Raw genomic sequence first — 14076 nt, 5'->3', positions numbered from 1 at the left:
AGGATGTTCAATAGTTGAAGGTCTTGACCAGCAGCAGATCACCGATCGCACGCAGAGGCACGATGAAGGTCTCGCGTTTCTCGTCGACGGTGTTTTCGTTCATTACCAGGTTGACCTGCGAGGTGATCACCTCGTTCTGGTTGCCGCGCTCATCGAAGTTATAGCCGCCGCTGCCGAAGTTGCCCCAGTAGTTCACATAAACCAGATAGGTGCCCTGCATCGGCGCTGTCATGGTGAACATTTCCGGGCCGGGGCCGTCGACGCCATCCGGGTCCAGCCCGCCGCCGTTAGTCATCGCCGGGCGTGCCCAGAACGCATGCTGGCCGTCAGGGGTAATGATGTGCAGGTCGAGTTCGGCCTTCGGATCGTCCCAACCCAGCACCACACGGATCCGCGCCGGCGTGCGCAGGTTGTTCGCCTCATAGAACTGAACGCGCTTGAGCGACTGGCCTTCGGCACTGCGCACCTCGACGCTGTTGGAGCCGGCGCCGAAGGCATACGGCCGGGAGAAACGCCCCTGGTCGTCGGTGTACAGATTGAGGGGATTGCCGTTGACCGCCAGGGTATGGGGCCCGCGCTGGGTGCCGATGGCCTCGAGCCGGCCTTCGATCATTGTACGATTGCGTTGCACGCCCCGGTCTATGGGCGGCGTAGGGTAGGCGACCTGAGGATACTCACTGCGGTCCAGCAGGCCGTTGTAGCGCCAGCCGCCTACCGGTTCCGACAGCCCGGCCGCAGGCTCGGCCTTGGCAGCGATTGCGCAGACCAACCCCATCAGCAACAGCAGCAATGAACGCATGTGACGCCTCCTGCCATGCCTGACGAAACCTTGCGCCTGATCCTCGGCGCGCTACAGGTCCAAACCCTGCGTTTCGTCTGAAAGCCCCGCGTTTGTGGGGTTGTAGAAGAGCCGAAGATTAGTCATTCGGATAATTTTTAACAATCGGAAATCTCAGCACTTGCTGTAGGAAACTCGGTGATGATTGGACGGTGAGCCGAATAAGCGTCATATTCGGCTCACCACATGAGCCGAATAAGTCTTTTATTCGGCTCACCCTACCCTTGGAGCATCCAGTCATGGCACACAAATGGATCTGGCAGCAGCCTGATTGGCCAGATTTCATTTGGCAAGCTGAGCGCTTGGGACCGCTACTGCGCGATTGCGTGCAGGCACAAGGGCGGCTGATGGGCATGGCCAGCTCCGTAGGCAATTCGCTGAGTGCACAGAGCGAACTCGACGCGCTGTTACAAAATATAGTGACTTCATCCGCCATCGAAGGTGAACAACTGAATGTCGGCTCGGTTCGCTCGTCTCTGGCACGGCGACTGGGCCTGGAGCCGCTCGATGGCAATAACGTCAGCCAGCGCAGCGAAGGGTTGGCGCAATTGATGCTCGATGCCACTCAGCATTTCGATGAGCCGTTGACGTGGCAGCGATTGCTGGATTGGCACGTATGGCTGTTTCCAGAACACGACACCGATTTCGCCACCCGGCCGATTCGTATCGGCACCTTACGCGGCGATGAGCCGATGCAAGTGGTCTCCGGCCGACTCGACAGACCGACCGTGCATTTTGAAGCTCCGCCGCGCCGAGGCCTTGAGCGCCAACTCGACATATTCCTCACCTGGTTTGAGACCAGTCGACATCAGGTGGGGCTTGATCCATTGCTTCGGGCCGGTATCGCGCATTTCTGGTTCGTTACATTGCACCCCTTCGACGATGGTAACGGTCGTCTGACGCGAACTATCACTGACTTGGCGCTGGCTCAAGGCGAGGCTCAAGCCATCCGCTTCTATGCGATGTCGGCGAGCATTCTAGAGGATCGCTCCGGCTATTATCGGGTGCTCGAAACCAGCCAGAAAGCCACGCTGGATATCACCGAATGGCTGGAATGGTTTTTGACAACCCTGCTGCGCAGCCTGGGTCTAGCGATGACCCGGATCGAAAGCGTACTGGGCAAGGCGCGTTTCTGGCAGGCACATCGGCAGTCCGGATTGTCGGCCGAACAAATAAAGGTCCTTAACCGCTTGCTCCATGGCGGGGAGAAAGGTTTCACGGATGGAATCAGCGCAGCTCAGTATCAAGCTGTGGCCAAGGTATCGAAGGCCACTGCGACTCGTCATCTGGCCGAACTGCTGGAAAAGGGCTGCCTGAAACGCCTGCCAGGCGGCGGGCGCAGTACGCGATACAAGATCGTTTATCCCGATGACGCGACATCCTGAGTATGATTTTTTCAGCGCTGCAACAGGGGGCGTCAGGTCCGCCTCATTTGCCCATACACCCCATGTCTGCTAGTGTCGCGCCGGTTTAACGTCAACCGGAAATAGCCGCCATGGCCCGCAAAAAAGCTGCACTGGATTTCGAACAATCGCTCGCTGAACTGCAAACGCTGGTCGAGCGCCTGGAGAATGGTGAATTGTCGCTGGAAGACTCGCTGACGGCTTTCGAGCAAGGCATCGGCTTGACCCGCGATTGCCAGGCGGCGCTGGCCCAGGCCGAGCAAAAGGTCCAAGTGCTGCTCGAGCGCGATGGCGAGCTGGCCGAGGAACCCTTCGACGCGGACTTGCCGGAATGATTGCCGCGTATTCGGCAACCAGCCAGGCCCGCGTCAATGCGGCACTGGAAAGCCTGTTCATCGCGCCCGGCCCTGAGCTCGCACGTCTTTACGAAGCCATGCGCTACAGCGTGATGAATGGCGGCAAACGGGTGCGTCCGCTGCTGGCCTACGCCGCCTGCGAAGCGCTGGGAGGCAAGGCTGAACAAGCCAACGGCGCGGCATGTGCCGTGGAGCTGATCCACGCCTATTCCCTGGTGCACGACGATTTGCCTGCCATGGACGACGACGACTTGCGTCGTGGCCAGCCGACTACCCACAAGAAATTCGATGAAGCCTGCGCGATCCTCGCCGGTGACGGCTTGCAGAGCCTGGCTTTCAGCGCCCTGCTCGATCCGCGCCTGAGCACTGCGGATGCCCAGACCCGCCTGCAAATGGTCAGCGCCCTGGCGTTGGCGGCAGGCCCGGGCGGCATGGTCGGCGGCCAAGCCATCGACCTCGGTTCGGTCGGCCTTAAGCTCGATCAACAAGCCCTCGAGTACATGCATCGGCACAAGACCGGTGCGCTGATCGAGGCCAGCGTCCAGCTTGGTGCCCTGGCCAGCGGCCGTGCAGAGAAAGACCAACTGACGTCGTTGCAGGCTTATGCACAAGCCATCGGCCTGGCGTTTCAGGTGCAGGACGACATTCTCGACGTTGAAAGCGATACCGAAACCCTCGGTAAACGCCAGGGGGCGGACATCGCGCGGGACAAGCCAACCTACCCGGCCCTGCTCGGCCTCGATGCAGCCAAGGCCTACGCCCTGGAACTGCGCGATCAGGCCCTGCACGCCCTGCGACCGTTTGACGCGGCAGCCGAGCCATTACGCGACCTGGCCCGTTATATTGTCGACCGGCGCAGCTAAGGCATATCCGCCAAGTTAAAACCAACGCGTGGGCAGGGGGCGAAGCATCAGGTAAACTGCCGCATCTTTTATACCTATAACGATTCGCCTGATGCCCACGACGTTTCATGAGATTCCCCGCAAACGCCCGACCACGCCCCTGCTCGACCGTGCTAATACGCCGGACGGCTTGCGCCGGTTAGGCGAAGCCGAGCTGGAAACCCTGGCTGATGAGTTGCGCCTGGAATTGCTCTATACGGTCGGTCAGACCGGTGGGCATTTCGGTGCTGGCCTGGGCGTCATCGAGCTGACCATCGCGTTGCATTACGTGTTCGACACCCCGGATGACCGGCTGGTGTGGGACGTGGGTCATCAGGCTTATCCGCACAAAATCCTCACGGGCCGTCGCGAGCGCATGGGCACCCTGCGCCAGAAGGACGGCATCGCTGCCTTCCCGCGTCGCTCCGAGAGCGAATACGACACCTTTGGCGTCGGCCACTCCAGCACTTCGATCAGTGCCGCGCTGGGCATGGCGATTGCCGCCCGCCTGCAAAACAGCGAGCGCAAGGCGATCGCGGTGATCGGCGACGGCGCGTTGACCGCGGGCATGGCGTTCGAGGCGCTGAACCATGCGCCGGAAGTGGACGCCAACATGCTGGTGATCCTCAACGACAACGACATGTCGATCTCGCGCAACGTCGGTGGCTTGTCGAACTATCTGGCGAAGATCCTTTCCAGCCGCACCTATGCGAGCATGCGCGAAGGCAGCAAGAAAGTGCTGTCGCGCCTGCCCGGCGCCTGGGAGATCGCGCGCCGCACCGAAGAATATGCCAAGGGCATGCTGGTTCCCGGCACGCTGTTCGAAGAGCTGGGCTGGAACTACATCGGCCCGATCGATGGCCACGACCTGCCGACCCTGATCGCCACCCTGCGCAACATGCGCGACCTCAAAGGTCCGCAGTTCCTGCACGTGGTCACCAAGAAGGGTAAAGGCTTCGCCCCCGCGGAAGTCGACCCGATCGGCTACCACGCCATCACCAAGCTCGAACCGCTGGACGCGCCGGCCGCAGTGCCGAAAAAAGCCAGTGGGCCGAAGTATTCCGGCGTGTTCGGCGAATGGCTGTGCGACATGGCTGCCGCCGACGCACGTTTGGTGGGCATCACCCCGGCGATGAAGGAAGGCTCCGACCTGGTGGCGTTCAGCGAACGCTTCCCGCAGCGCTACTTCGACGTGGCGATTGCCGAGCAACACGCCGTGACCTTCGCCGCCGGCATGGCCTGTGAAGGCGCGAAACCGGTGGTGGCGATCTATTCGACGTTCCTGCAACGGGGCTATGACCAGCTGGTGCATGACGTGGCGGTGCAAAATCTCGACGTACTGTTCGCCATCGACCGTGCCGGCCTGGTGGGCGAAGACGGCCCGACGCACGCCGGCAGTTTCGACCTGTCGTTCCTGCGCTGCATCCCCGGCATGCTGGTGATGACCCCGAGCGACGAAAACGAACTGCGCAAGATGCTCACCACCGGCCACCTGTTCGACGGCCCGGCGGCGGTGCGCTACCCCCGCGGCTCGGGCCCGAACGCGACGATCGAGAAAGACCTCGAGCCGATCGAAATCGGCAAGGGCGTGGTGCGCCGCCAGGGCAGCAAGGTCGCCCTGTTGGTGTTCGGTGTGCAACTGGCCGAGGCGTTGAAAGTTGCCCAGACGCTGAATGCGACCGTGGTCGACATGCGCTTTGTCAAGCCGCTGGATGAAGCGCTGGTTCGCGAGATCGCCGGCAGTCACGAGCTGTTGGTGACCGTCGAAGAGAACGCAATCATGGGCGGCGCCGGTGGCGCGGTCAGCGAGTTCCTCGCCCGGGAAAACATTCTCAAGTCGATACTGCATCTGGGCTTGCCGGATAGCTATGTCGAACATGCCAAGCCTGCGCAGATGCTGGCGGAATGTGGGTTGGATGAGGCCGGAATCGAAGCATCGATTCGTCAGCGCCTGCAATTGCTGGCCCTGTAAACCCAATCCACCTCTGTAGGAGCCGGCTTGCTGGCGAAGGCGTCCTCAAGGACGCCAAAAGCTTCGCTGGCAAGCCAGCTCCTACAGGGGACCGAGTTTTTCTTCGATTTCTACGAATAAACCATGAATTTCTTTCGCCTCGCCCTGACGCTGACCCTTCTGCCGTCCGGCCCACTCCTGGCCGACACCTTCGAACGCGACCAGGCCCTGAAGCTGCCCGACGTACTGATCAGCGCCAACCGCCAGGTCGAAGCCCGCAATGACAGCAGCGCCGCCAACACCGTGTTCACCCGCGACGATATCGATCGCCTGCAACCAGGCAGCGTCACGGATCTGCTGCGTCGCGTGCCGGGTGTCCAGATCGGGCAAACCGGCGGGCGCGGCAGTCTGCCGGGGGTGTACATACGCGGAACCAAGTCGGCGCAGAGCCTGGTGCTGGTTGACGGTCAACGCATCGGCAACTCCACCTCCGGCGACAGCAACCTGCAACACATCAATATCGAGCAAGTCGAGCGCGTGGAAGTGCTGCGCGGCTCGCGCTCGGTGATTTACGGCAGCGATGCGATTGGCGGGGTGATTCAGATATTTACCCGTCGTGGCGGCGAACAAGGCCTGCATCCGCAGCTGCACCTGGGCTTTGGCAGCAACCAGACCTGGGAGCGCAGCCTCGGCTTGTCGGGTGGCGATGAGAAAACCCGCTTCAACCTCGGCGCCAGCCTCGATGAAACCGCCGGGATCAATCGCACTCACGCCTCGTATCCCAGCGACGGCGACCACGACGAATACCGCAATAAATCGGTCAGCGTGAGCCTGAGCCACGCCCTCACCGACGACATCGAGATCGGCGCCAACGTTCTCGATAACCGCGGCAAAAGCGCGTTCGACAATCCGTTCGGCCGCTTCGACCTGACGACCTTCGAGTCGCTCCAGCAGCAGCCTTACAGCGATTTCGCCGTCAGCAGCATCAGCAGTTACGTGGATGCCCGGGTCAACGATATCTGGAAAACCCGCGTCGAAGTCGGCCACGGCGAAAACCGCGAGAAGACACTCGACACGCTCAGCGAAGAGCGCAGCGTATTCAACACCTATCGCGACTCGGTGAACTGGCAGAACGATCTGACCCTGAACGACCGCAACAGCCTGATCCTCGGCGGTGACTGGTACGAAGACCGCATCAACAGCAGCACCCCCTTCGACGAAGACAGCCGCTGGAACCGTGCGGCGTTTATTCAGCATCGCTATCAGGCGGACAACTTCTCCACGGAATTGGGACTTCGTCGCGACCAGAACCAGCAGTTCGGTGGCCAGAACAGCTGGAGCGGCACCTTCACCCTGCCACTGAACCCGGATAACGACCTGCTGCTGACCTACAGCGAAGGCTTCCGCGCACCGACCTTTAACGATCTGTATTACCCGGACTTCAGCAACCCGGATCTCAAGCCCGAGACCTCGAAAAGCTATGAGCTGCAATGGCGCAGCCAGCTGACTGAAACCAGCCGGCTGGAAGCTTCGCTGTATCGTACGGATCTGGAAGACGCGATTATTTTCGGCAGCAACTCACGGCCGCAGAACGTTGCCTCGGCCCGGATCAACGGGTTTGAAGCTGCATTGAAGCAAGAGCTGTTCGGCTGGCAGAGTAACCTCGGCCTGGCGATCATCGACCCAAGGGATCGCGACAGCGGTCACACCCTGGCCCGGCGCGCGCGGCGGACCTTGAGCCTGGATCTGGATCGGCAGTTTGACCGCCTGGGCTTAGGCGCCAGCTGGCAGGCGGTGAGCAGCAGCTATGACGATGAGAACAATCAGCAGCCATTGGGTGGGTACGCCTTGTTGGGGTTGCGCAGCAGTTGGGCGCTGAATCGCGAGGTCAAGCTTGAGCTGAAGGTGGATAACCTGCTGGACAAGGGCTACAGCCGGGCGCTGTACAGCCATGACAGTAGTCAGTATGGGTATCGTGAGGAAGGTCGGGCCTGGATGTTTGGGGTGACCTGGACGCCGGAGATCTGATCAAGGATTTGCGCTGCCCAGGCCGGCCTCTTCGCGGGCAAGCCCGCTCCCACAGGAGATTTGTGGTGCGCAGAGATCCAGTGTGGGAGCGAGCCTGCTCGCGAAGAGGCCGCACCTCGACTTTAGAGGTCCGGCGCGATGACCTGGCACAACTTGGCGGTCGCGTCGATCATCTGCCCACTCGGCCGTTCCAGGCCCCTGTTCGTCACCAACAACAACTGCCCCCGCGCCACCGCCGCCACCTGCGGCCACACCCTCCACGCATCGAGCTGCGCCTGGTCACCGGCCAGAATCACCTCGGGATTGCGCTGCAACACCGCCTCCACGCTGACCTGCGGCGCCGGCAATGTCAGGTCGGCGAACACATTGCGCGCCCCGCATACTTCGAGCGCATCACTGATGATCTGCCCGCCGCCCACGGTGTACAGCGGCCGATCCCAGACCTGGTAAAACACCCGTAACGGCTCATCCCGGCGATAACGCTGGCGCAATGAATCCAGTTGCTGACGCAAATTCCCAGCCAGTTGAACACCACGCTCCGGGCGGCCGAGTTGCGTGGCAATCGCCTCGATCTGCGCGGCAAGTTGTTCGAAGGTGTGGGGTTCGGCGACGTAGGTCGGTATGTTCAGCCGCTGCAGTTGCTCACGCTGGGCCGGGCCGACGCTGCCGGGCCAGAGCAGCAGCAAGTCGGGCTTCAGGCTGAGCAATTGTTCCATGTCCAGCTGACCATAGCGGCCAACGGAAGGAATATCCTTGAGCTCGGCAGGACGCTCACCGGCATCCAGCACCCCCACCAGCAGATCGGCCGAACCCAGTTCGACGACGATTTCGGACAGCGATGGTGCCAGGCTGACTACGCGCTCGATCGCAGTCACCGAGCCGCTGACGGCCAGCAGCAACCCCGCCAGCCAGACGCTGCGCATCAACCGAGTTGACGCGGAATACGGTAGAGGTAGAACAGCACCAGGGTCGACAGCGCCAATAGCATCAATGGCACCGCTTCAAGGCCTACGAACACCGCCAGCGCACCGATCCACGCCGGCAAGGCGGCGGCCAGGAATGCGGTACGACGCCTGGCGGCCAAGGCAATCCAGGCGGCGGGCTCTTCAGGGGTGTCGAGGGCTTTCTGGGTGGCGATCAGCCCGTGCTTGTAGCTACCAAAAAATTTCAGGCTGACAAACATCGAGGCCACACCGGCGATGAACAATGGCATCGCCAGCACCGGCAGCATCGCCTCGCCCTGGCCAAATACGCCGTTGATCACGAACAGTGGCACCAGGGCCAGCGCCAGGTATTGCCACCAATTGACGGTCAGTCGCCGCCGCACCTGACCGCGGGTCACGCCCGGTCTACCTCGCCCTGGTGCTCGTTGCCCATCATGTGGTCTAGCTTGCTGGCCTTGGTAGCCAGGTAGAGTTTGTTGTGCGGATTGTGGCCGGTGTGCAGCGGCACGCGCTCGGCGACCACGATACCCATGTCGGTCAAGGCCTTGACCTTGCGTGGGTTGTTGGTCATCAAGCGCAGGGATTCCACGCCCAGGTGCTGCAGCATCGGCAGGCACATGGCGTAATCGCGCTGGTCGGCGGCAAAGCCCAGGCGCTCGTTGGCTTCAACGGTGTCGGCACCGCCATCCTGCAATTCATAGGCGCGGATCTTGTTCAGCAAGCCAATGCCACGGCCTTCCTGGCGCAAGTACAGCAACACGCCACGGCCTTCTCGAGCGATGGCCTGCAAGGCGGCTTCGAGCTGCGAGCCGCAATCGCAACGCTGGCTGAACAAGGCATCGCCCGTCAGGCATTCGGAGTGCAACCGGCCGAGTACCGGGGCACCGTCGACGAACTCACCCAGACTCAGCACGACGTGCTCACGCCCGTTTTCCTCATCGAGAAAGCCGTGCATGGTGAAATTCGCAAAAGGCGTTGGCAGCTTGGAAGCGGCGACAAAAACGACAGGCACCGGTGTGCTCCTGTTCTATAGGTACTGGAGATTCGCAGACGCGGCATTGTAACAGCAGGTTCCAACAGACGCTTAGGCTGAATTATGGGGCATAACGATCAAAATGTTTGATCATTGAATTCGCATGACAACCTGTAGGAGCAAGCTTGCTCGCGATGGAGTGTCAGTCGACACCTGCGTATCTGATACCCCATCGCGAGCAAGCTTGCTCCTACAGTAGGTTGATCGTCGGTTTCAAGCGCCGTGCTTAGTTCGAATCAAAACGGATAAGGTTGTTTCCAGCGCTCGAAAATCGGTTTCAGCCGGCCGCTTTTGACCAGCTTTTCCATGCGCTGGTCGAATAGCGCCATCAACGCACGGGCCCTGGGGGTATCGGCGAAGCACAGGTACAGCGGCAACTCAGCTATATGGGTGCGACGAAACTGCGAAGGATCCCTGGCCCGTTGGACGACGTAGTCGACCTCGGTCAGCGCATCGATGTAAAAATCGGCACGATTGTGAACCAGCATTGACAGGATTCCGGTACGACGCAAGACTTCGTTGTAGCGACGCACGTTGGGCAGGTGGTCCTGATAATCGTAGCCGCGGACCCAGGCCAATCGGTAATTGCCCAGGGTTTCCGGGGTCGGCGCCGGATTGCTGGAAAGCCCCAGCGCATAGATGTGATCGGTATCGAAGTTCCAGTGTGGATACAGCAGGTCGCTGGTCTCGTCACGGTAGGAGCCGACACAGGCGTCCACTTCGCCGCGCTGGGCCAATCCCAGGGAACGCAAGTAGGGCTCGGTACGAATATCCAGCTTGACCCCGGCCGGCTCGAACACCTCGCGCAACACGTCCCAGCCCAGACCGTGACCGTCCGTAGCGGTGTAGTCTTCCCATTCTTCGCTGGCCAGATGAATCACGGACGGGGTCATCGGCTCATCAGCCGCCTGGGCCAGCGCACCCAACGTTGCGAACACCATCACCCACAACCAGCGTCGAACCATCCCTAATCCCCTGTTGCGCCACTCAGGCGAAGATCCATACCAGCCCCTGCATCGCCAGCCACGCAAACACCCCGGCCAATACGTCGTCGAGCATGATCCCGACGCCACCGTGCACATGCTTGTCTATCCAGTGAATTGGCCATGGCTTGAGGATATCGAAGAAACGGAACACCAGAAAACCTGCCAGCAACCAATACCAACCTTCCGGTACCAGCCACAGCGTGATCCACATCCCGACCATTTCGTCCCAGACGATTCCTTCGTGGTCGTGTACCCGCAGATCGTCGGCCACCTTGCCGCAGAGCCAGAAGCCGAACAGCATGGTGATGCCCAGCATCAGCCAGTAACCCCAGTCGGGCAGCATCTGCCATAACGGAATAAAGGGTAGTGCAACTAACGAACCCCAGGTCCCCGGTGCTTTTGGCAGGGTGCCCGAACCGAAGCCGAACGCGATGAAATGCCAGGGATTGCGCCAGACCGAGGGCGGTACGAATTCCGCCGGGACTTGATTGGGATGATCTGTCACGGTGTCTCCCGAAAATGTTGGTAGCCCCGGGTTTGCGGGGTGATGTCTTGTCCGTCGGCATCGAGCAATGTCACGCCCTGCCCCGCGACGATCCGTCCGACCACATGGATTGGCCAGCCGTCAGCCAGCAAGGGGGCTAACTCGACGGACGGCAAAGTGAAGGCCAGCACGTAATCGTCACCGCCGCTGAGGGCTGCCGCTTCGGCGCCCGATTGACCGAGCAAGGCCACCAAAGCCTTCGACAGCGGCAAACCGTCCCGTTCAACTTGAATGCCGACCTTCGATGCCAGGGCAATATGCCCACAGTCGGCAAGCAGGCCGTCGGAAATGTCCAGCGCCGAGGTCGCCTTGCCCCGCAATGCCATGCCCAGCCCGAGTTGCGGTTGCGGCGACCAGTAATGCGCCAGCAGCGGATCGGCAATGGCGGCTTCAGCCGTACGCTGGCCGAGCACCAGTGGCAAGGCGCCAGCGGCATTGCCCAACTCACCGCCAACGCACAACAGATCGCCCGGCCGCGCGCCGCTACGGGTCAACGCCAAACCACTGGGCACACGCCCGAACACGGTCATGGTCAGGCTCAATGGCCCACGAGTGGTATCGCCGCCGACCAGTGCCACACCGCAGCTTTGCGCCATGAGGTTCAAACCACGGGCATAGGATTGCAGCCAATCGGGCGTGACCGTCGGCAACGTCAAGGCAAGGGTAAAGGCAACGGGAGTGGCGCCCATGGCCGCCAGGTCGCTGACGGCCACGGCCAGCGAGCGCTGACCGAGCAGAAACGGATCGCAAGGATCTGCGAAATGCACACCGGCCACGAGGGTGTCGGTGGAAATCGCCAACTGCTCCCCTGGGGGAACAGCCAGCAAGGCGCAGTCGTCACCGATCCCCATAGCAACGCCCTCGCCGCCCTGCGCACAGGGCGCGGCGGCGAAGAAATTGCGGATCAGCTCAAATTCGCCCATGGCTGAGACAAAGTATTCAAGCGCCGATCAGCGCTTGAACGCCTTCACTTCAGCTTCACGCAGACGCGGGGCCAGCTTGTCGAGTACACCGTTGACGAACTTGTGGCCGTCGGTGGAACCGAAGACTTTCGCCAGTTCGATACCTTCGTTGATCACAACGCGGTACGGCACGTCGACGCGCTCGAGCAGTTCCCAGGTGGACAGGCGCAGGACCGCCAGTTCAACCGGGTCCAGCTCGTCGATCGTGATGTCCAGGCATGGCGCCAGTGCGGCGTCGATCCGGTCCTTCTGCGCTGGAACCCCATGCAGGATTTCACGGAAGTAGGCGCCGTCGACATCGCTGAAATCGTTATCGACCCGGAACTGCGCTTCGATCTCGTTCAAAGATTGCTTGGCCATGTGCCATTGGTACAGCGCCTGAGTCGCAAGCTGACGGGCTTCGCGACGCTTGACGCTTTTCGATGGCTTGCCGGCATCCGCAGGCTTTGGATCGCGCGGGTTGAAACGATCGCTATCGTCGCTAATCACTTGGCCTCCAACTGCGCCAGCAGGCTGACCATTTCCAGAGCGGACAGGGCAGCTTCGGCACCTTTGTTACCGGCCTTGGTGCCGGAACGTTCGATGGCTTGTTCGATGGAATCAACGGTCAGTACGCCGAAAGCGACCGGTACGCCGAACTCCATGGACACTTGGGCCAGGCCCTTGGTGCATTCGCCCGCCACGTATTCGAAGTGCGGCGTACCGCCACGAATGACCGCGCCCAGGGCGATGATGGCGGCAAACTCGCCTTTCTGAGCGACTTTCTGCGCAACCAGCGGGATTTCGAAGGCGCCAGGCGCACGGATGATGGTGATGTCGCTTTCGCTCACGCCATGGCGAACCAGGGCATCGACTGCACCGCTGACCAGGCTTTCAACCACGAAGCTGTTGAAACGACCTACTACCAGAGCGTAGCGGCCTTTAGGGGCGATGAAGGTACCTTCGATGGTCTTCAGGGTCATTCGTTAGATCTCTTAAAGAGCCGGAACGCGTTTTCTACGCGTCCCTCAGTGATTTGTTAACCGCGAATACAAGCCCGCAAACTGCCGGTCATTATTCGGAGGGCACGTATTCTACAACTTCCAGATCGAAACCGGATATCGCATTAAATTTCATCGGCGCACTCATCAGGCGCATTTTGCGCACGCCCAGGTCCCGAAGGATCTGCGAACCGGCACCGACGATACTGTAGGTGGTCGGTTTTTTCGCCGGAGCGTGCTCCGCGGTTTCACGGATGTGTGCCAGCAACACGTCGCCATCGAGCGGGTGACCGAGCAACAGCACCACGCCGCTGCCGGCCTCGGCGACCGCGGCCATGGCGGCGCGCAAGCTCCAGCGGCCAGGCTGCTTGACCATCAACAGGTCACGCAACGGGTCCATGTTGTGCACCCTGACCAGGGTCGGCTCGTCACTGCTCACGGTGCCCAGGGTCAGGGCCATGTGCACGTCGCCTTCCACGGAATCACGATAGGTCACCAGGTTGAATTGACCCAGTTCGCTATCCAATGGCTGCTCGGCAATCCGCTGAACGGTACGTTCATGGATCATCCGGTAGTGGATCAAGTCGGCGATGGTGCCGATCTTGATGCTGTGTTCGGCTGCGAAAGCCTCAAGCTCGGCACGACGGGACATGGTGCCGTCGTCGTTCATCACTTCGCAGATCACCCCGCTCGGCTCGAACCCGGCCATGCGCGCCAGGTCACACGCCGCTTCGGTGTGGCCGGCACGGGCCAGGGTACCGCCGGCCTGGGCCATCAGCGGGAAGATGTGGCCGGGGCTGACGATGTCTTCAGCCTTGGCGTCTTTCGCGGCGGCGGCCTGCACGGTGCGCGCACGGTCGGCGGCGGAGATGCCGGTGGTCACGCCGGTGGCCGCTTCGATGGACACGGTAAACTTGGTGCCGAAACCGGAACCGTTGCGCGGCGCCATCAACGGCAGCTTCAGCAGTTCGCAGCGCTCGCGGCTCATTGGCATGCAGATCAGGCCACGGGCGTGCTTGGCCATGAAGTTGATGTGTTCAGGCTGGCAGCATTCGGCGGCCATGATCAGGTCGCCTTCGTTCTCGCGGTCTTCGTCATCCATGAGGATGACCATCTTGCCTTGGCGGATATCTTCAACCAGTTCTTCGATGCTATTGAGCGCCACAAGGC

The 14076-nt window shown here is 61.2% G+C and carries 15 protein-coding genes; 5 read left to right on the top strand and 10 right to left on the bottom strand.

The window, feature by feature from the left end; genetic code table 11:
* Positions 1 to 7 precede the first annotated feature (7 nt).
* Positions 8 to 799, bottom strand: coding sequence for a YfaP family protein (locus J2W17_RS25600; RefSeq protein ID WP_307341239.1), 792 nt, complete (start codon positions 797 to 799; stop codon positions 8 to 10).
* A gap of 278 nt (positions 800 to 1077) precedes the next feature.
* Between J2W17_RS25600 and J2W17_RS25595 the strand changes: the two genes are divergently transcribed.
* The 5 genes from J2W17_RS25595 (at position 1078) to J2W17_RS25575 (ending at position 7457) form a co-directional block, all read left to right on the top strand.
* Positions 1078 to 2223, top strand: a complete 1146-nt coding sequence (locus J2W17_RS25595) for a Fic family protein (RefSeq protein WP_307341237.1) — start codon at positions 1078 to 1080, stop codon at positions 2221 to 2223.
* A gap of 110 nt (positions 2224 to 2333) precedes the next feature.
* Entirely contained in the window at positions 2334 to 2576 is a 243-nt protein-coding gene (locus tag J2W17_RS25590; protein WP_064680011.1) for an exodeoxyribonuclease VII small subunit, read from the top strand.
* Positions 2573 to 3460: a (2E,6E)-farnesyl diphosphate synthase gene (gene ispA / locus J2W17_RS25585; RefSeq protein WP_307341232.1), complete on the top strand. Its 888-nt coding sequence runs from the start codon at positions 2573 to 2575 to the stop codon at positions 3458 to 3460. Before J2W17_RS25590 ends, ispA begins: the two co-directional genes overlap by 4 nt.
* A 91-nt stretch (positions 3461 to 3551) precedes the next feature.
* Positions 3552 to 5450 carry a 1-deoxy-D-xylulose-5-phosphate synthase gene (gene dxs / locus J2W17_RS25580; RefSeq protein WP_307341229.1) on the top strand — a complete coding sequence of 633 codons (1899 nt, stop codon included), beginning with the start codon at positions 3552 to 3554 and terminating at the stop codon, positions 5448 to 5450.
* Positions 5451 to 5573: 123 nt separating this feature from the next.
* Entirely contained in the window at positions 5574 to 7457 is a 1884-nt protein-coding gene (locus J2W17_RS25575; protein WP_307341226.1) for a TonB-dependent receptor domain-containing protein, read from the top strand.
* Between the two features lie 122 nt (positions 7458 to 7579).
* Here the strand turns inward: J2W17_RS25575 and J2W17_RS25570 are convergent, their stop codons facing one another.
* From J2W17_RS25570 to ribBA, 9 genes are all read right to left on the bottom strand, one after another.
* Positions 7580 to 8380 carry a cobalamin-binding protein gene (locus J2W17_RS25570; RefSeq protein WP_307341223.1) on the bottom strand — a complete coding sequence of 267 codons (801 nt, stop codon included), beginning with the start codon at positions 8378 to 8380 and terminating at the stop codon, positions 7580 to 7582.
* Positions 8380 to 8799, bottom strand: a complete 420-nt coding sequence (locus tag J2W17_RS25565) for an MFS transporter (protein WP_307341219.1) — start codon at positions 8797 to 8799, stop codon at positions 8380 to 8382. The genes J2W17_RS25570 and J2W17_RS25565 overlap by 1 nt, the downstream gene beginning before the upstream one ends.
* Positions 8796 to 9413 carry a GTP cyclohydrolase II gene (gene ribA / locus J2W17_RS25560; protein ID WP_150801124.1) on the bottom strand — a complete coding sequence of 206 codons (618 nt, stop codon included), beginning with the start codon at positions 9411 to 9413 and terminating at the stop codon, positions 8796 to 8798. Before ribA ends, J2W17_RS25565 begins: the two co-directional genes overlap by 4 nt.
* A 257-nt stretch (positions 9414 to 9670) precedes the next feature.
* On the bottom strand, positions 9671 to 10399 hold the full coding sequence (locus J2W17_RS25555) for a substrate-binding periplasmic protein (protein ID WP_307341214.1): 729 nt from the start codon (positions 10397 to 10399) through the stop codon (positions 9671 to 9673).
* A 22-nt stretch (positions 10400 to 10421) separates the two neighbouring features.
* Positions 10422 to 10925 carry a phosphatidylglycerophosphatase A family protein gene (locus J2W17_RS25550; protein WP_064680019.1) on the bottom strand — a complete coding sequence of 168 codons (504 nt, stop codon included), beginning with the start codon at positions 10923 to 10925 and terminating at the stop codon, positions 10422 to 10424.
* Positions 10922 to 11887 (bottom strand): thiamine-phosphate kinase, encoded by a 966-nt coding sequence (gene thiL / locus J2W17_RS25545; protein WP_307341207.1) that lies wholly within the window; start codon positions 11885 to 11887, stop codon positions 10922 to 10924. The genes J2W17_RS25550 and thiL overlap by 4 nt, the downstream gene beginning before the upstream one ends.
* Before the next feature lie 27 nt (positions 11888 to 11914).
* Complete coding sequence (nusB, locus tag J2W17_RS25540) at positions 11915 to 12415, bottom strand: transcription antitermination factor NusB (protein WP_307341202.1); 501 nt, start codon at positions 12413 to 12415, stop codon at positions 11915 to 11917.
* Positions 12412 to 12888 carry a 6,7-dimethyl-8-ribityllumazine synthase gene (ribH, locus tag J2W17_RS25535; RefSeq protein WP_003228649.1) on the bottom strand — a complete coding sequence of 159 codons (477 nt, stop codon included), beginning with the start codon at positions 12886 to 12888 and terminating at the stop codon, positions 12412 to 12414. Before ribH ends, nusB begins: the two co-directional genes overlap by 4 nt.
* A gap of 91 nt (positions 12889 to 12979) precedes the next feature.
* Positions 12980 to 14071, bottom strand: a complete 1092-nt coding sequence (ribBA, locus tag J2W17_RS25530) for a bifunctional 3,4-dihydroxy-2-butanone-4-phosphate synthase/GTP cyclohydrolase II (protein WP_307341198.1) — start codon at positions 14069 to 14071, stop codon at positions 12980 to 12982.
* Positions 14072 to 14076 lie beyond the last annotated feature (5 nt).

Origin of the sequence: Pseudomonas lini (assembly GCF_030812475.1) — a bacterium.
Lineage (GTDB): Bacteria > Pseudomonadota > Gammaproteobacteria > Pseudomonadales > Pseudomonadaceae > Aquipseudomonas > Aquipseudomonas lini_A.
Note: the sequence above shows the minus strand (reverse complement) of the source record. Positions and strands in the feature narration are given on the sequence as shown.